Origin of the sequence: Arcanobacterium ihumii (genome assembly GCF_900604515.1) — a bacterium.
GTDB classification, from domain to species: Bacteria; Actinomycetota; Actinomycetes; order Actinomycetales; family Actinomycetaceae; genus Arcanobacterium_A; species Arcanobacterium_A ihumii.
The window spans coordinates 171,965-190,508 of sequence record NZ_UWOS01000003.1; the positions used below are offsets into that span (position 1 = coordinate 171,965).

General features: G+C 50.2%; 16 protein-coding genes. 11 read left to right on the top strand and 5 right to left on the bottom strand.

Translation table 11 applies throughout. The features are described from left to right. Positions 1 to 236 precede the first annotated feature (236 nt). The 3 genes from EIH22_RS08115 (at position 237) to radA (ending at position 3,810) form a co-directional block, all read left to right on the top strand. Entirely contained in the window at positions 237 to 1,598 is a 1,362-nt protein-coding gene (locus EIH22_RS08115; protein WP_124055455.1) for a TrkH family potassium uptake protein, read from the top strand. A gap of 133 nt (positions 1,599 to 1,731) precedes the next feature. Further along, the gene (locus tag EIH22_RS08120; protein WP_124055308.1) at positions 1,732 to 2,394 is read left to right on the top strand and encodes a potassium channel family protein; all 663 of its coding nucleotides are present in this window, start codon (positions 1,732 to 1,734) and stop codon (positions 2,392 to 2,394) included. A gap of 21 nt (positions 2,395 to 2,415) precedes the next feature. Further along, positions 2,416 to 3,810, top strand: coding sequence for a DNA repair protein RadA (radA, locus tag EIH22_RS08125; protein WP_124055309.1), 1,395 nt, complete (start codon positions 2,416 to 2,418; stop codon positions 3,808 to 3,810). A 42-nt stretch (positions 3,811 to 3,852) separates the two neighbouring features. On the opposite strand, the gene EIH22_RS08130 is transcribed toward radA, so the two are convergent. Beyond that, a complete protein-coding gene (locus EIH22_RS08130; protein ID WP_124055310.1) occupies positions 3,853 to 5,091 on the bottom strand; it encodes a hypothetical protein in 1,239 nt (412 codons plus the stop codon). A 207-nt stretch (positions 5,092 to 5,298) separates the two neighbouring features. Here EIH22_RS08130 and EIH22_RS08135 point away from each other — a divergent pair, with 207 nt between their 5' ends. Beyond that, the gene (locus tag EIH22_RS08135; protein WP_124055311.1) at positions 5,299 to 6,192 is read left to right on the top strand and encodes an HhH-GPD family protein; all 894 of its coding nucleotides are present in this window, start codon (positions 5,299 to 5,301) and stop codon (positions 6,190 to 6,192) included. A gap of 36 nt (positions 6,193 to 6,228) precedes the next feature. Beyond that, a complete protein-coding gene (locus tag EIH22_RS08140; RefSeq protein ID WP_124055312.1) occupies positions 6,229 to 6,624 on the top strand; it encodes a hypothetical protein in 396 nt (131 codons plus the stop codon). 95 nt (positions 6,625 to 6,719) lie between these two features. Here EIH22_RS08140 and EIH22_RS08145 read toward each other — a convergent pair whose 3' ends face one another. Further along, a complete protein-coding gene (locus EIH22_RS08145; RefSeq protein ID WP_124055313.1) occupies positions 6,720 to 7,700 on the bottom strand; it encodes a sugar-binding transcriptional regulator in 981 nt (326 codons plus the stop codon). Positions 7,701 to 7,914: 214 nt separating this feature from the next. On the opposite strand from EIH22_RS08145, the gene glpA reads away from it, so the two are divergent. The 6 genes from glpA to glpK all read left to right on the top strand — a co-directional run bounded on the left by glpA (position 7,915) and on the right by glpK (position 15,434). Next, a complete protein-coding gene (gene glpA / locus EIH22_RS08150; protein WP_124055314.1) occupies positions 7,915 to 9,648 on the top strand; it encodes an anaerobic glycerol-3-phosphate dehydrogenase subunit GlpA in 1,734 nt (577 codons plus the stop codon). A gap of 1 nt (position 9,649) precedes the next feature. Beyond that, complete coding sequence (gene glpB, locus EIH22_RS08155; RefSeq protein WP_124055315.1) at positions 9,650 to 10,924, top strand: glycerol-3-phosphate dehydrogenase subunit GlpB; 1,275 nt, start codon at positions 9,650 to 9,652, stop codon at positions 10,922 to 10,924. After that, positions 10,924 to 12,204, top strand: a complete 1,281-nt coding sequence (locus tag EIH22_RS08160) for an anaerobic glycerol-3-phosphate dehydrogenase subunit C (protein WP_124055316.1) — start codon at positions 10,924 to 10,926, stop codon at positions 12,202 to 12,204. The genes glpB and EIH22_RS08160 overlap by 1 nt, the downstream gene beginning before the upstream one ends. A gap of 10 nt (positions 12,205 to 12,214) precedes the next feature. After that, positions 12,215 to 12,868: a uridine kinase family protein gene (locus EIH22_RS08165; protein WP_124055317.1), complete on the top strand. Its 654-nt coding sequence runs from the start codon at positions 12,215 to 12,217 to the stop codon at positions 12,866 to 12,868. Positions 12,869 to 13,111: 243 nt separating this feature from the next. Continuing rightward, positions 13,112 to 13,858, top strand: coding sequence for an MIP/aquaporin family protein (locus tag EIH22_RS08170; RefSeq protein WP_124055318.1), 747 nt, complete (start codon positions 13,112 to 13,114; stop codon positions 13,856 to 13,858). Between the two features lie 55 nt (positions 13,859 to 13,913). Continuing rightward, positions 13,914 to 15,434, top strand: coding sequence for a glycerol kinase GlpK (glpK, locus tag EIH22_RS08175; RefSeq protein ID WP_124055319.1), 1,521 nt, complete (start codon positions 13,914 to 13,916; stop codon positions 15,432 to 15,434). Between the two features lie 153 nt (positions 15,435 to 15,587). On the opposite strand, the gene lysS is transcribed toward glpK, so the two are convergent. The 3 genes from lysS to panC form a co-directional block, all read right to left on the bottom strand. Continuing rightward, positions 15,588 to 17,114 (bottom strand): lysine--tRNA ligase, encoded by a 1,527-nt coding sequence (lysS, locus tag EIH22_RS08180; protein ID WP_124055320.1) that lies wholly within the window; start codon positions 17,112 to 17,114, stop codon positions 15,588 to 15,590. A 164-nt stretch (positions 17,115 to 17,278) separates the two neighbouring features. Continuing rightward, entirely contained in the window at positions 17,279 to 17,704 is a 426-nt protein-coding gene (panD, locus tag EIH22_RS08185; protein WP_124055321.1) for an aspartate 1-decarboxylase, read from the bottom strand. Continuing rightward, positions 17,697 to 18,536, bottom strand: coding sequence for a pantoate--beta-alanine ligase (panC, locus tag EIH22_RS08190; protein WP_124055322.1), 840 nt, complete (start codon positions 18,534 to 18,536; stop codon positions 17,697 to 17,699). Before panC ends, panD begins: the two co-directional genes overlap by 8 nt. Positions 18,537 to 18,544: the final 8 nt, after the last annotated feature.

Below are 18,544 nucleotides of genomic sequence, written 5' to 3' on the forward strand. Positions count from 1 at the left end.
AGCACGGAAATTCTTTAGCCAGTTTATCCTAATTTTTCAAAATGCACATAATCCCCATGAAATTCACAAACAACATGGTTCACAGATTTCTCATAACATTGCATTCACCTGAGAAAACAATTGGCACAGTAACGTCTAAACTTTAAACTAGTTTTCAAGTACCAAAAATCTACACGAGACAACAATAGCTATTTATTTACTTCACTCAATAACAAAGGTATCCAGACTCCGTGAATATGCTCCGTACCCCCACGCAAGTACGCGACAATATCGATGCAATCGCACAACGCTCTCCTGCGCGACTCACGCTCGGCGTCTTTGCTCTCATCATTCTTGGGTTCACGTTGCTCCTTTTATTGCCTCAAGCACGCCCCGGAAATCAAAGTACACCTTTTCTCACTGCTCTTTTTACCGCGACTTCCGCTACCTGCGTAACAGGTCTCACAGTGGTGGATACCGCAACATACTGGTCTGGATTCGGGCACGTCGTCATCGCATTTTCAATGCAAATTGGCGCCCTAGGTGTAATGACTCTCGCATCACTACTTGGGCTCATGGTGTCGCGTCGCATTGGACTCACCCAACGCATCTTGACCGCCAACGAAACAAAGAGCCGCTTAGGTGAAGTTGGAGGATTGCTCCGAACCGTAGTCGTAACCTCGGCTATTGCGGAATTCATCCTTGCTTTGGCACTCCTTCCCTCAAGTCTCAAAATCTCACCGTCTCCCCTGAGTGCGGTTGGCAATTCGGTATTCATGGCAATTTCCATCTTCAACAACGGTGGGTTCGTCATTTACGATGCGGGACTCACCGGTTTCGTTGGAAACTGGCTGTTTTGCGTTCCAGTTATCCTAGGAACAATGATTGGTTCCCTCGGTTTCCCAGTTATCTTGAATATCTCACGTACCTGGCGCAATCCGCGTCGCTGGTCTTTAACCTCGAAAATTACGGTAACGACGTCGGTAACTCTTTTCATCATCGGTGCAGCCGGAATCTTCTTCCTCGAATTCGGAAACAGTAGCACCTTCGGAAAACTTGCCTTGGACGAACAGTTTCTGGCTTCACTATTTCACTCTGCCACTCCACGGTCTTCAGGCCTGAGCACACTCAACATTGGCAATATGCACGAATCTACTTGGTTCATCATGGACATTCTCATGTTCATCGGAGGTGGCTCAGGTGGTACAGGTGGCGGGATTAAAGTCACTACCTTCGCAATTCTTTTCCTTGCAATTCTTTCCGAAGCACGCGGCGATCGCGATGTTGAGGTCTTTGGTAAACGTGTTCCTGTAAGTATTTTGCGCCTTGCGATTTCGGTAACGTTCGTCGGTGCTGCTCTTGTGGGTTTCTCTACTTTGGCAATTCTCCAAATCACCGATCTTCCGCTATCAGAGGTGCTTTTTGAAACAATTTCCGCCTTCGCCACAACCGGACTGAGTACGGGAATCACATCTGGTCTTCCTCCCACTGCCCAATGTATCTTGATTGCTCTAATGTATTTTGGCCGCGTTGGCACAATGACGACGGCCGCCGCGCTAGCACTCCGCGATCGCCAGCGAGTAATACGTATGCCTGAGGAACACCCAATGGTTGGTTAAACACGTTGACTATTAACAGGTCATCTGGTTTTCAGTATAGAAATAGCGAAATTGCCTGTGGCGTTATAGTCGGCAACGAAATCCGGCAGGAGGCCCTCGATATGCTTGATAATAATTAGGAATGGAGGCTGTTATGGCTCGTGAAAAACGCTCTGAAGCTGTACTTGTGATTGGTTTAGGTAGATTTGGAGCTTCGATTGCAACGACGTTAACTACCCTGGGGCGTGAAGTCCTTGCCGTTGAATCCGATCCGGCAGTTGCACAACAGTGGGCATCTCATTTTCGTGTAATTGAGGCAGATGCAACCTCCATTGATGCGCTTGAACAGCTCGGTGTCCACGATTTCCCCTTTGCTGTAGTTGCGGTTGGATCGTCAATTGAAGCTTCCGTTTTGATTGCTACCAACTTGGTGGATCTTGGCCTGAAACAAGTTTGGGCAAAAGCTACATCACACGCCCATGGAACGATTCTTTCTCGAATCGGAACACATCACGTCATTTACCCTGAGCATGATGCTGGGGAACGCGTCGCCCACATGGTATCGGGAAAGATGCTTGACTATATCGAAATCGAAGATGATTTCGCAGTAGTAAAGATGTTTGCACCAAGGGACTTACTAAATCGGAGTATCAATATCTCAGATTTGCAGGAAAAATTTGGAATCACGCTAATAGGTATAAAGGAGCCTTCTCGACCGTTCCGCTATGCCACAGGTACTGCAACTTTTAGCGAAGGAGATATTCTTATCGTCTCTGGAGCATCGGATGCGGTTGAGAGCTTCGTAAACCGCATTTAGGAAGAATTTAAAGGACGCTCAATGGCTACTAAATCTAAATCTTTAGGATTCCGCTGTACCGAATGTGGTTGGACCACCGCTAAATGGGTGGGAAGATGCGGCGAATGCCAAGCCTGGGGGACTGTCGTTGAGGCATCCTCATCTGGCGGAACCTCCTTGAGCCAAGTTCCTGTACTCGTTCCTCATTCACCTGCTCAGCCAATTACGGACGTATCTTCTCAAGCCTCAATTAAAACTCCGACTGGCGTTTCCGAGCTTGATCGAGTCCTCGGTGGAGGAATCGTTCCCGGAGTCGTAGTACTTCTCGCAGGTGAACCAGGAGTCGGTAAATCTACCTTACTTCTTGATGTTGCAGCAAAAGCTGCTCAAGAAGCCCAGGTAAATTCACGATCTTCTGTTTTATATGTAACTGGTGAAGAGTCAGCTGCCCAAGTACGAGCACGCGCAGAAAGAATCGGAGCACTTCAGCAAAACCTTTTACTCACCGCTGAAGCAGATCTTTCGCGAATTCTCGGTCACATTGAGTCAAGCAAACCATCTCTTCTTATTGTTGATTCGGTTCAAACAGTTATTGATCCCACGGTCGACGGCGCTGCCGGCGGTGTGGCCCAAGTTCGTGCTGTTACGGCGGGACTTGTGAATATTGCAAAATCAACGAATTTACCGGTTATCGTGGTTGGCCATGTAACAAAAGATGGCTCCATCGCTGGTCCACGAGTATTGGAACACCTCGTAGACGTCGTTTGCCAGTTCGAAGGTGACCGCCACTCACGCTTGCGAATGGTTCGCGCAGTTAAAAACCGCTATGGTCCAACAGACGAAGTGGGTTGTTTTGAATTAATCGATTCCGGAATCCGCGGATTAGCAGATCCTTCCGGTCTTTTCCTATCCGCCCGTAATCTCACTGTACCTGGCACCTGTGTAACAGTAACTCTTGAAGGCCGACGCCCTATGCCCGTTGAAGTACAAGCACTATCTGTAACAGCCGCTGGTCCGCCACGCCGAACTACGGCCGGTGTAGATAGTTCACGAGTGTCAATGATGCTGGCAGTAATTCAATCGCGGCTAGGAGTTGCCTTTGAACGAAATGACATCTTCGTATCCACAGTGGGTGGAGCGCGAGCACAAGAACCTTCAGCTGATTTAGCGATCGCACTATCCCTAATCTCCACGGCAACCAATATGCCTCTTGCCCCTGGAGTCGCCGCCTTTGGAGAAGTGTCCTTAACAGGTGAGTTGCGCCCAATCGTCGGAGTCCAACAACGTTTGAATGAAGCTGCTCGGTTAGGCTTCAAAATCGCGATTGTTCCGCCACTCAATGATGAAATAAAAATCCCCGCCGGGATGGATATTCGCCCAGTTTCCGATGTAGTTGCAGCTGCAAATTCAGTTTTGCCACTTAATGCCATCAGCTAGTAACGGTCCTAGGCAATTGATAAAGTATCTGTTTACCTGAAATTACGGAGCAGTCACATCGCTAGGAGCATCGCTCTTGTATATGTTGGGATCTGCTTTATCTACAGCCGAACCATTCCCATCTACGTCAGACTTAACTGAAGGGTCGGGTGCTGGTTGGACAGTCTTTTCGTTCGGGTGAGGAGCAGTCTGTTGCTCAGCAACCTTTGCATTCTTTCCACTGGGATCCAGAGCAAACCCAAGCTTATTTCCAAATGGGCTATCCCCGATCATGAATTGAGCCTGGTAGGAACCAGTTTTCGCCGGATATTGCTTTACGCAGTTAGCTCCATAAACGTTGCCATCCCAGGTAATGATATGTGAGCTTTCTAGATTTTTATCGAGCAAAAGTACTTTGCTAGCTTCTCCCACACCACAGGCTCGCGAATCCCAAACCTGCTGGTCACCACTCCAGATCTTAATTCCTGCCTGCTTCTTTCCCACATCCACAAAACATGGCCGATCCCCGCGGTCATTCTTCACCTTAATCGTGAAATTTACTGGTTGTCCCGTCCGACCGCCCTCTCGCTCCATCGAAATTTGCAACATTTCCGATGTGCACTTAACAGGGTCGAAATTAGCTTCCGGAGATGGAGCACTGTTACTTTCATCCATCTTCATCAGTGCCTTTGTAAGCACCGAGTAAATTCCAAAGAAAAGCACAAGCGCTACTAGCACCACAACCCCGGTAACAATAAATTTCTTTTGCAAAACAAAAGCTTGAAATCCTCCACGCTTTGTTCTACCTCGTTGCTCCCTGATTGAGCGTGGAAGAGCACCGTGAGATTCAGTCGTATTAGCAACGGAACCTTGCCCACGTTTCAAACTCGTGACCCGAGTCGTCGATGTGCCGGCACCACGGAAATTCTTTGCGGACGCACCCTCGTTACGTGCATTGGCACTCGCGCGTCCAGTGCGAATAGCATCCGCCTGCTTTTCTTTTGATGCCGTTAAGCGAGTTCGAGAACGAGCAGGATCCATTCCCCTCATATTCTTCGGAACTGCTGCTCCACGCGGCGAATCTGCGTTTTGCCGAAGAGAACTTAAACCTTTAACTCGACCAGAAGTTTTTACATTCCTAGTTGGACGCTGAGCCTTTCCAGCTTTCGTACCAGCACCTTCACGTCCAGAGCTTCTTTGAGTATGTTGCGATGAGTCTTGACGACCACCGTGCAAAGTCTTTTTTCCACGTGGTGTGCCTTCACGTCCGGGCTCAACTGCACTACGCAAACGATTAGGCATCAAGCCATTATTGCGCGAGGATTTTCCCGACCGTCGTCTATCATCATGTACCACGTATTAAAGGTAACGTGAAACGGAGCTGAGATGCCATATTCCACGCCGATAAGCACGTTTCAACTCTCCACCCGACCCATGTTTCTGGCAAACTTAAATCAATGAAAAGAAACTATTCCCTCTCACTAGATTTCAGCGATTGGCGATATCTCAATGGCTACCTCTTTAGAAAACCAAGAGCTGAAACCCGAGCTCTTTCACAATGCAATCATCACTTGGTATGAGTTAAGCGCACGTGACTTGCCTTGGCGGCACCCCCAGTCATCTGCCTGGTCGATATTGGTCTGCGAAGTGATGAGCCAGCAAACACCGGTAAATCGAGTTCTACCCGCGTGGGAGCGCTGGATGGAGCGTTGGCCTACTCCCGATAGCCTCGCCCAAGCGTCACCGGCCGAAGTACTGATTGCATGGGACCGCCTAGGTTACCCGCGGCGAGCTCTACGTCTCCAAGAATGCGCAAAAGCTGTCGTTGCCAAATACCACGGCGAACTTCCACGTACACGAGAAGAGCTTTTGACCTTGCCGGGCGTCGGTGAATACACAGCAGACGCAGTCCTTGCCTTTGCCTTCCATCTCCACTCAGTTGTTCTCGATACGAATATCCGTCGCGTCCTTGCCCGGTGGAATGGGCAGGCATTACCGGCCGTTCATCAAACCAAAGCGGAGCGGAGCCACGCGGCGAAATTTGTTCCCAAGGTTCCTGACCGTGCGTGGCTTTGGAATGCCTCAATCATGGAATTTGGTGCTTTGATATGTACTGCACGGGATCCTAAATGCGAACAATGCCCAGTCCAGCAGTCCTGCACATGGTTCCAAACCGGAAAACCCAAAGACTCTTTTGCTCATATGCGAAAGACGCAAAAATTTATTGGTACCCAGCGAGAAGCACGTGGCAAAATCATGGCTCAGTTACGTCTACACCAATCGCTTACCGAATTAGAGTTGCTAGAGTTAAGCACACTTTCGAAGGAGCGCTTCACAGCTGCAGTTGATTCACTGTGCCAAGACGGACTTATTCGCAAAAACAATGACCGCTATTCGCTTTAGCAATACGTCGGTCAGCATTTGCTAGAATTGCCAACGATGACCCCTCTACAACACAAATACCTTGGTGCCGCAATTTTCTTGGCTTTTACCGCACTCGCCATGCTTCTTGTCTCATACGCAATCATATCGATGACCTCCGACGACGCCGTAGCATCAAGCACAATTGCCCTCACCTACCTACCCGTTATCATTGCAGCAATCTTCCTTTTGGTTGGAAGCGCACAGAATTTCATTTCAGCGATAAAAGGTCCAATGGAAGGTTCAAGGCAACGAAACAGAATCATCGCCGTCAGTGCGATGTGTATCGTTATCGCCGCTCTAATTTCAGGAATTGGCTTGCGCAATTTCTTCTTGACCTTTGTTTTCACGCTCATTGCGCTCGAAACACCATTTGCGCTCTACTTTTCGAGTCGGTTCGCTTCAGCACGCTGACTACGTAGTAGTTACGCTGGTTTCCCGCTGTTCACGTTTTCTACCTCGTTGCACCGTGCCGAGTTATCGGAGTTTTTCTTAGACGCAGACGCGTTTTAACGGAGACCACGCACGGATTCATTTTGCTTACTAAGTTCTTGCAATCTTGCAGCGGAATCCTCATCGATAACCAAATCGGTGATAACACCTGCCCTGAGCGCGGCAAGTAGTGGCACTACTTTTTCAACACCAGACACAATACAAATTCGGCGTGGAATCTGGCGCAAGGCATCCGGCGTCGGTCCTGATGCCCGTTGGTTGAGCTCAAGGTCTTCCCACGAGCCGTCAGCACGTAGGAGAACAGTGCAAACGTCTCCAACAACGCCTTCTGCGGCGAGTCCACTCAGCTCTTCAGGTGTGAGATAACCACCCGAATAAACTTGGGACGGAACGGCTCCCACCATTGCTCCAATTCCAAAGATCGCGATATCTGCTTGAGATTGGAGTTTACGAACTGAAGCGATGGAACGTTCCTGCCAGAGTAGGCTACGCGTTTCGGGATAATCAAAGAAGGCTGGAACTGGGAAGTGAGTGACGGCGGCACCATAAGCTTGGCCGAACGCCTCCATGATTTCTCCTGCATAAGGGATTCCGGTGCTGATCTGATTAGCAGCGCCGTTGAGTTGAACCACTACGGAACCCGATGCAGGCTTTGGAATCAGATGATCCATCACTGCAGAGAGCGTATTTCCCCAGGCCACGCCTACCACATTATTAGGCTGAACGGTTTCCGAAATGAGGATTCCTGCCATTGTAGCCACAGCAGTGAGTCGACGGGCATCATTTGCACCAAAAGGTACCGGAACAACGTGGGTGCGAACTCCGAAACGTTGGGAAATTCTTGACCCCAAAGTGTCCACCAATTCCTGAGGTGGGTGGAGTGAAATCTGGACATAGCCAAGTTCGCGAGCTGTTTTGACAAGCCTCGATACGGTCGATCGCGACACTCCTAGCCGGCGCGCAATCGACTCCATGGTTTCTCCCTGAACAAAGTGCATCACCGCAGCTTCATACGCGAGATTAAAACGCTCATCCATGACTGTCCTACCTGTCAAAGTCATTGTACTGAACTAAATTACCATACTTGAACATTCGACCATCACTTCTGGGCGTTCGTGCACATCTGCCCAAGATCATTTCAGATTCCCATTATGTTCGATGTATAGGAACAAAAACGCTTACTCTATATAACTAGAACTTCTCGAAATCGAGAAGCGTAATTATCAACCAACTTCAGAGTGGAAGACGGTTATGCAAAAAATCGAAACAGATGTAGTTGTTATTGGTGGCGGAGCTACCGGTGCTGGAACAGTTCGAGACCTCGCCATGCGTGGGTTCCGAGCTGTTCTAGTTGAGCGCGCTGATCTCGCACAAGGGACCACTGGCCGCTTCCACGGTTTGCTCCACTCGGGCGGTCGTTACGTTGTGTCCGATCCTGGTTCAGCAACCGAGTGTGCGGAAGAAAATGCGATTATTCGCCGTATTCATTCCGACGCCGTTGAAGAAACTGGCGGACTTTTCGTCGTCACCCCTATGGATACCGAAGAACACGCTGATAAGTTCCTTCAAGCCGCCCGAGACACTCGAGTTCCCGCTGCGGAAATCTCGATTGCCGAGGCACTTCGCCGTGAACCTCGACTCAACCCGGGAATTAAACGCGCGTTCGAAGTTGAAGATGGCGCGGTGGACGGTTGGCGTATGACTTGGGGCGCAGCAGAATCAGCTAAGGCACACGGTGCAACGATTCTCAGCTACCACCGCGTTACCAAAATTGTGGTGGAAGACGGCGCTGTTCAAGCTGTACTTTGCCGTGCGGAGAAGACCGGTGAAGACGTACGCATCGACTGCCGCTTTGTGATTAACGCTGGCGGTCCTTGGGCAGGTCAGATCGCGGAAATGGCAGGAGCTCCTGAAGTTGACGTAGTTCCTGGTCGTGGCATCATGGTGGCGATGAACCATCGCCTCGTCAACTCGGTTGTTAACCGATGCATCTACCCTGCCGACGGCGATATCATCGTTCCTGCGCATACCGTCTGTATCATTGGCACAACTGACGAAGCAGCCAAGGATCCTGACTTCCTTGAAATCAAGGACTCCGAAGTCCAACACATGCTTGACTCAGGTGAAGCCTTGATTCCTGGATTCCGTAAAGCGCGAGCCGTGCATGTCTGGGCTGGTGCTCGCCCACTGGTTAAGGATCGTCGCGTTAGCGCGTCCGATACTCGCCACATGTCGCGCGGAATGTCGATTATCGATCACGAATCGCGTGATGGAATCTCCGGCATGTTAACCATCGCCGGTGGAAAGCTCACCACTTACCGTTTGATGGCTAAGAATGTTGTAGACGCAATGTGTGAGCAGCTCGGTGATCCTCGTGAGTGCACAACTGATCAAGAAGCAGTTCCAAGCGCAAAGGGCCACCCAACCCACCGGGTCACAGACCGCCTCAAGGAACGTGAAGCAGATCGTTTGGACGATCAAATCGTTTGTGAATGTGAGCTAGTTACTCGATCTATGATCGAGAAGGAGCTCGAGAAGCAGCCAGATGCTAACCTTGACGACATTCGCCGTCAGTTACGCGTAGGCATGGGACCATGCCAAGGCGGATTCTGCTCTTTGCGCGCGGCAGGGATTATGCACGACTTTGCTCGCAAGAACGTTGAGTCCTCTCCTGTTTTCCAAGGTAAGACTCCTGCAGAGCTAGCTGATCGCACTTCAACGATGCTTCGACTCTTCGTTGGAAACCGCGCTCAAGGCATCCGAAACCTCCTTTATGGTCAGCAGCTTCGCGAAGCCACCTTGGATAAGTGGATTCTTTCGGGTGCACTCGATATTGATCACCTACCTGCACCGCTTGAGGATTCGCGCCGAGCAACCGGAGATCTTGCGCTTCTCCACGGTAGACACGACGGTGTTCGCCCTACTCACCTTGAGCCCGAACTTGCAGCCGTCAGCACTTCCTCGACCACTGTGAAGGAGTCATGAAATGAGCCGAATTCTAATTATTGGCGCAGGTCTTGCGGGACTATCCAGCGCATTGATGCTTCATGAACAAGGGCACACTGTAACTATCGTGAGCCGTGGAATCGGAGGATTGCTCCTTTCCAACGGAACAATCGACATCCTTGGTTGGGAAGAAGGCACAAAAAACACTTCGCCGGTACACAACCTACCGTCTTCGCTGAGTGCATTCATCGCAAACAACCCGAACCACCCGTATGCGAGTATCGGCACTCAAAATGTTTTCGACGGCGTCAAGTGGCTCGTCAACAATGTTGAGCTCTTCAAGTGTACTGATAAGGACCCCGAGTTCTTGAACACAAATGTTTTGATGCCGACGGCGGTTGGCGCAGTTCGCCCAACCGCTGCGGTTCCGCTCTCAATGAAGTCTTCGGTTCTCGAAGATGGCAAGAAGTACCTGGTGGTTGGTCTCAACCGCCTCAAGGACTTCCCAGTCCAGCTCATTGCAGACAACCTTTCACGCTCACCGTTCGTTGATATTTCCGCTCGTGCGATCTCCATTGATCTCCCCATACGTGGAGGAAAAGAACACGATGCGACCGGTACCACCCATGCTCGGTCCTTCGACGAAGGTTTAAATTCGCACGAGCGCTCCGCCTTAATTGAAGCCATTAAACGTGAACTCAAAGACGACGAATGTGTACTTATCCCAGCTATTTTAGGACTCGATCCTCACACCTTTGTTGAGATGGAAGCAGAAATCAGAACCTCAGTTGGGGAAATTCCGCTTCCACCTCCTTCAGTACCGGGCCGACGCATCAACGATATCTTGACAGTCGCATGCCGGGAAGCGCGAATCGATATCCAGCTCAACGCTGTCGCTACCGGTTTCATCTCCGACGGCAATAAAGTCACTGCTGTTAAGGTTCAGCGTGCTGGCCGAGTCTCCGAGGTAAAGGCAGACTTCATTGTTGATGCCGCGGGTGGATACGAATCAGGAAATCTAGCACGTGATTCCTACGGTGTAATCAAGGAATCGATATTCGATCTCCCAATTTTCACCCCCGAAGTTTCGGACAAGGATTTCCACGCTGAAGCTATCTACCGAACCGGTGTTCGCGTCAACGAAACTATGAATCCTGTCGATAGCGAAGGTAACGTGCTTTTTTCCAACCTTTACTGTTTGGGTGACTGCATCGGAGGAGCTCTTCCCTGGGAAGAGAAATCCGGTGAAGGAATCACGCTCGGCTCCGCTTGGGCGGCAACACAGGCAATCAAGACGGGAAATGAGGAACTCTAATGGGTAAGAACCCGATGGAAAATGCCAAGATCTCACTAGCTCGCGTTTCACTTGATTCGTGTGTTAAATGTACGATTTGTGAAACCCAGTGTCCAGTTGCGAAAGCAACTCCGCTCTTCTCCGGTCCAAAGTTTGTTGGTCCGCAAGCAGAGCGCTACCGCAATGGCGCTTCGGTAGACCATTCCTTGGATTACTGTTCAGGCTGTGGTATCTGTACAACCGTCTGTCCACAAGGCGTGAAGATTGCAGAAATGAACGGCCAGGCCCGTGCGGTAATGAAGGCAGATCATATGCCTCTACGCGATCGCCTCATCACTCAAACCGAGCTCGAAGGTCGCCTTATGACTCCGTTCGCTCCTATCGCCAACGTGGCTTTGGCGAATAAGCCAATCCGCAAGGTTGTGGAAAAGGTTGTAGGCGTACACCACGAAGCCCCAGTTCCTAAAGCGAAGTCCCGTACCTTTATGGGATGGTTCCGCAAGCACGAAAAGACTCGCCGTGGTCCGTTCCCTAAGGGGCCAATCGTCTTCTTCCATGGTTGCGCAGGTGGCTACTTTGAAGTAGCAACCTCAATCGCCACGGTCGAAGTTCTTGAGCACCTCGGCTACGAAGTTATCGTTCCAAAGCAGGGTTGCTGCGGTCTAGCCCAGCAATCTAACGGACTTTTCGACGAAGCCGCCAAGGCAGTACGTAAACTCTGTGGTCAACTACGTAGCGCAGGTAAGGAACTAACAATTGTTTCGTCGTCGGGATCCTGTGCGGGTATGTTACGTCACGAGGCACATGAAATCATGGGTATCGACGATCCTGAGCTCATCGACGTCGGCTCACGCATGGTTGAAACCTCCGAATTCATTCTGGAACTTATCGACAACGGTGAATTCCCAGTCGAGGAACTTGGACGCCGCAATGTAACTATCCCTTATCACCAGCCATGCCAGGTGAAGTCACAGGGCATTGGAAAGCCAGCGATCCGGATGATGGAAACGATTCCGGGAGTTAAGGTTATCGAATCCGGCGAGCAGTGCTGCGGTATCGCAGGAACCTACGGCTTGAAGAAGGAAAAGTACGAGGTTGCACAGAAGGTTGGAAAGCCTCTGTTCGATATGGTGAAGCGCACTAACCCTGACCTGGCAGCTTGTGAAACCGAAACTTGCCGTTGGCAGATCCGTAAAGGCTCAGGTGCTGAGGTTATTCACCCAATTCAGCTAGTTCATCACGCGCTTGGATTAGCAGGCACGAGTGAGCTACACGGTATGCCGTGGGAAGAATTGAGCTAAGCTAGAACGCATGTCTATCCCGCTTTCCGATGAAGGTCTTTTTGATTTACCGGACGGCTATCAACGCCGTCCAAATGCACGAGTTATTTTGATAACCGGACCATCGGGAAGCGGGAAGACGCGTTTTGTATCAAGGACCGGTCTGCCCGTCGTCTCCCTTGATGATTTCTATTACGACGGCGATCACCCAGGTCTCCCCCATCGCCACGGTATGGTGGACTGGGACAGCATCAAGACGTGGAACAAACCTGGTGCAATTAATGCGCTAGTGGAGTTATGTACCACCGGCTCTACCACGATTCCGATTTACGATATTCCACTCAATAAACGCATCTCTGACCGCGTTCTTGATATGGATGGTCGACGAATCGTTCTAGCTGAAGGAATCTTCGCAGCCGATATTATCGATGACCTGAAAAAAGAAGGAATTCTTGCTGAGGCGCTGTGTATTAGCCGCCCCCGCGTCCAGACTTTCTGGTTCCGGCTTATGCGAGATTTAGATGAAGCTCGCAAGCCGCTTCCAAACCTTCTTCGACGCGGATTCGCTCATTTCCGCCGTGAACCTAAGATGTACATTGAACTTGAGCAAAAGGGGGCACGGAGAGTTTCTTATTTAGAGGCTCATGAAGTGCTTACACAGATCCTTGCGAAGCAGCGTTGGTAGTCGATAAATTTCGACGTTTCCCACGGTAAAATTGCACGAACGCCCTTAATGTAGATTCCAAAATGCACGTTCGTGCACAAGCCTCCCACAAGTGTCCACGTAACGTAATTTGTGTCATAGTTTTACTAGCCTGAAATTAATGCAATGAAGCACAGTTACTAAGAATTTAGTCATCAATTTCAGAGCACCCTATCCATCCATTAACTTCATAGAGTTATTTATTCGGAAAGCACAGGTCCAAGAATGCCTCTTGCACAAGTCTTTTTATCTGAATTTATCGGCACAACATTCCTTCTTCTCCTTGGCGCGGGCGTAGTAGCAACCAACCTTCTCAAACACTCTAAAGGTCAGGGTGGCGGTTGGCTCCTCATCAACTTTGGATGGGGTTTCGCAGTATTCGTCGGCGTCTACATGGCATACAAGACTGGTGGACACCTTAACCCAGCAGTAACACTCGGCGTTATTGCATCTGGCGCAACAGAGTTCATGCCAGGTATTCCAATCACCGCAGCAACCACGCTCACCTACATAGCAGCACAGTTCCTAGGCGCATTTGTTGGTGCCGTTCTTGCTTGGGCTACCTTCAAACAACACTACGACGCGCACGAAGACCAGGCAGAAATCCTCGGTACGTTCGCAACCGGCCCAGCAATTCGCAACGCATTCTGGAACACCCTCACAGAAATTATCGGAACCTTTGTTCTCGTTTCATGGGTACTCGTATCCGCTGGCACCAAGTCTGGACTTGGACCACTTGGAGTTGCAATCGTCATCGTTGCGATCGGTGCATCGCTCGGTGGACCAACTGGATACGCTATTAACCCTGCTCGTGATCTTGGTCCACGTATCGCACACGCTGTCCTGCCAATCAAGGGCAAGGGCGGCTCGGACTGGGGCTACGCTTGGGTTCCAGTTGTAGGTCCAATCATCGGTGGCGTTCTTGCCGGCCTAATCTTCGGCTCTGGAGCAATGAACATCTTCCAAATGTGATTTTCACGAACCGGAATTTAAACAAATTCCATAACTTCTGAAAGGAAAAACAAAAATGACCGAGAAGAAGTATATTCTTTCCATCGATCAGGGAACCACCTCATCCCGTGCGATTCTCTTTAACCACTCCGGAGAAATCGTTTCCGTTGGTCAGCTCGAGCACGAGCAGATCTTCCCGAAGGCGGGTTGGGTAGAACATGACCCAATCGAAATCCGTGACAACGTTCGTGAAGTCATCGGCCAAGCACTTTCGAAAGCGGACGTAAACCGCCACGAAATCGCAGCTGTGGGCGTTACCAACCAGCGTGAAACCGCTGTAGTTTGGGACAAGAACACCGGCGAACCAGTTTACAACGCAATCGTTTGGCAAGATACCCGTACCGACAAGCTCGTCCGTGAGCTTGCTGGTGACGAAGGAGCAGACAGGTACAAGGACGTTTGTGGACTCCCACTTGCAACCTACTTCTCCGGTCCAAAGATCAAGTGGATTTTGGACAACGTAGAAGGAGCACGCGAGAAGGCTGAAGCTGGAGATCTCATTTTCGGTAATACCGACACCTGGGTAATTTGGAACCTCACCGGTGGTCCAGACGGCGGCGCACACGTTACCGACGTAACCAACGCTTCACGTACCATGCTCATGGACGTTCGCAAGCTCGAGTGGGACGCAGATATCTGCGCAGATATGGGCATCCCAATGTCTATGCTTCCAGAAATCAAGTCCTCCTCCGAAATCTACGGATATGGATCAAAGAACTCGCTTATCATTGACACCCCAATTTCTGGTGACCTTGGTGATCAGCAGGCAGCAACGTTTGGCCAGGCATGTTTCGAAAAGGGAATGGCTAAGAACACCTACGGTACCGGTTGCTTTATGCTCATCAACACCGGAAACGAAGCTGTTAGCTCCGAAAACGGTCTTCTTACCACCGTTTGCTACAAGATCGGCGATCAAGAAGCCGTCTATGCACTCGAAGGTTCGATTGCTGTCACCGGTTCACTCGTCCAGTGGATCCGCGACCAGCTTGGTCTGATCTCCTCCGCCCCAGAGATTGAAACCCTTGCGTCTTCGGTTGAAGATAACGGCGGTGTTTATGTTGTCCCGGCGTTCTCCGGTCTGTTCGCTCCTTACTGGAAGGACGATGCTCGTGGCGCAATCGTTGGACTTACTCGTTACAATAACCGTGGGCACATTGCACGTGCAGTTCTTGAGGCAACCGCTTTCCAGACTGCCGAAGTTCTCGAGGCTATGAATGCCGATTCCGGTGTAGATCTTGCTGAGCTTCGTGTTGACGGTGGAATGACTGCTAACTCTGCACTCATGCAGTTCCAGGCAGATATCTTAGGCGTTCCAGTTGTGAAGCCAAAGGTTGCTGAGACCACCGCACTCGGTGCAGCTTACGCAGCTGGTATCGCAGTCGGCTTCTGGGAAGGCGAGCAGGACGTCATCAACAACTGGCAAGAAGATCAGCGTTGGGAGCCAAAGATGGAAACCGACGAACGAGATCGTCAGATGCGCCTCTGGAAGAAGGCTGTTACACGCACCTTCGACTGGGTTGACGAAGACGTTCTATAACTGCGTCGTGCTGAGTTAACCATAACCGGTTAATTCAGCATCACAAACAGCAAAGTTGGGTGGGGTTGCAAGATTTAATCTTGCAACCCCACCCAACTAGTTGTGAGAACCCTGAGGTGTTCGTATTCGTTCCCCTAAGGTCCCCTTTCAGCTTTAGGAGTTGGTTGGTTTAACGAACGGGAATGCAATAGTTTCCCGAATACCAAGGCCAGTAAGTACCATCAGCAAACGATCGATGCCCATTCCCATACCACCAGACGGCGGGAAGCCTTGCTCCATCGCCTCAATGAAGTCCTCATCAAGTTGCATTGCCTCTGGATCGCCATTTGCAGCCTCGAGTGATTGCTGGGTGAGGCGTTCACGCTGAACAACCGGATCGGCTAACTCTGAGTAAGCGGTAGCCGTTTCCATTCCGCGGATATAGAGATCCCACTTCTCAGTGAGACCGGGCTTAGTGCGGTGGTAACGAGTAAGTGGAGAAGTATCTTCTGGGAAGTCACGAACGAAAGTCGGCTTGTAGAGGTAATTTCCTACCAGTTCTTCCCAGATATATTCAACGATCTTGCCGTTGACGGCGTATTCCTTAACCTTAATATCGTGTTCTTCTGCGATTTCAAGAAGACGCTTGCGCGACGTCTCTACAGTGATTTCTTCGCCGAGCTTTTCGGAAAGCGAGTCATAGAGACAAATCTCGTCCCAGTCGCCGCTAAGATCATATTCGGTACCATCGACAAGCGTAACAACCAAGGTTCCAAACACGTCGCGCGCGGCATTCTGGATAATATCCTTGGTTAGCTGCGCCATAGTGTCATAAGTGCCGTATGCTTCGTAGGCTTCCATAGCCGTGAACTCGGGCGAATGCGATGAATCTGCACCTTCGTTACGGAAGTTCTTTCCGATTTCGTAGATGCGATCTACACCGCCAACCACCGCTTTCTTGAGGTAAAGCTCAGTTGCAATACGAAGGTAAAGATCCTGATCGTAAGCGTTGATATGGGTTATGAATGGGCGTGCAGCAGCGCCTCCGTGAAGCGCTTGCAGAGTCGGTGTTTCGATTTCAATGTACTCACGCTCTTCAAAGGTTTTTCGAATCGAACGCATAACACCCGCGCGAATACGAATCATATCGCGAGCACCCTGGCGAGTAATAAGGTCCAAGTGGCGCTTGCGTACACGAGTTTCCTCATTAAGAGTCATCTCCTCGCCGTCGACATTGGTAAAAGTTTTTGGTAGTGGACGAATTGACTTCGATGCCATAGCCCATGAGTGAGCGAATACCGAGAGTTCTCCACGCTTCGAGGTTCCAACATGACCGTGCACAAAGATATGATCACCAAGATCAACGTCAGCCTTGAGTTGATCAAGTGCTTCTTTGCCTACGTTAGCGAGCGAGAAAATAACTTGGAGGCGTTCGCCGTCGCCAGCTTGGAGCGAAAGGAAAGCGATCTTTCCTGATGGACGCATCAGCATCACGCGTCCCACAATACCGACTTCGTCTTCGAGCTCATCGCCAGGTTCAACATCGGCATAGCTTTCGCGCACCTTGTGGATGGTCGAGGTAATCGGAAGCTCCGCTGGATAAGGATCGCGTCCTTCAGTCATGAGTCGCTCACGCTTCTCCTTGCGGACCTTAATCTGCTCCGGAGTATCGTCTGCAACTGGAACTGGGTTTTGATTCATAGTACTCACCTTAAAAGGTTACAAAATAACGGATAAAGTTTATAGGTATTTTGGCTATTTTCTAGGCTCGCATCACGCGAGTGGGAATATTTAGCGAATTCTTTTGATTGGGATTGGCGGCTATCTAAGGAAATCTAGGACTTAGAGTGAAGAAATTTCGTACTTTAGAACGGTATTCCCGAGGAATGTAATCCATGATCACCGCCCGGTACCTGACCAGGTTGATCGGATAACTCAAGGATTGAATTCTTTTCATCAACGAACACAACTCGAGGATGGGAGCTGCGTGCCTGCTCATCGGGCATCGCCGAATAGCACATGATAATGACCACGTCCCCAGGAGAAACATGGTGTGCTGCAGCCCCGTTGAGGACTATTTCGCCTGCACCAGGTATGCCCGGGATAGTGTAGGTACTGAGCCGCGCTCCATTATTGACGTTCACAACGTCAACCCGCTCTCCCGGCAAAATATCAGCAGCTTCAAGCAACAGTGAATCTACAGTAATGGAGCCGACGTAATTTAAGTCAGCACCAGTCACTGTAGCTCGATGGATTTTTCCCGTGATCATTGTGCGCATCCGCTCAGCCAATGGAAACCTCCATATTGTCAATCAATCGAGTTTGACCAACCCACGCCGCAACCACGAGCAATCCAATACCCTTGAAATCTGGTTGAAGTGGCATAAAGGTCTGTGGGTCTACCAAAGTCAAGTAATCAAGTTTAAGTTTGGGATTTTCCGAAATATCCGCAACGGCAGCTCGAATAATCTCAGGAATCGTCCCATGTTCGTAACCCGCCTCTACTCCATCCTTAAGCGCCTGTGAAAGTGCGAGGGCGTTAGTTCGTTCGATTTCACTCAAGTAAGAGTTGCGCGAGCTGAGAGCTAAACCGGCGGTATCACGCTGGATCGGAACTGAATGGATTTCGACTGGCATATCAAGGTCCGCAACCATCGTGCGGATAAGCGCCAACTGCTGGGCATCTTTCTGCCCAAAGAATGCATAATCGGGGCGAACGAGGTTCAGTACCTTATTAACCACCTGAAGCACACCAGCGAAGTGCCCCGGACGAGTTTTCCCTTCGAGCATCGTCGCAACCGGACCTGGATCGATTCGGACGAGGGGCTCACGCGGGTATATCTCCGCATCCGAAGGTGCAAAGACAGCATCCACTCCCGCTTCCTCTAACAACGCAAGATCAGCATCAAGAGTACGCGGGTAGGCATCGAAGTCCTCATTTGGACCGAATTGAAGAGGATTTACGTAAATCGAGACGATCACCGTATCCGCAGCTTTACGAGCTTCGCGAACTAAAGCCAGATGTCCCTGATGCAACGCACCCATAGTCATCACAAGGCCACGCGATCCCTTTGATTGATTCACATAGGATACTAGTTCAGATTTTTTTTGAAAGACGTGCACACTATTAT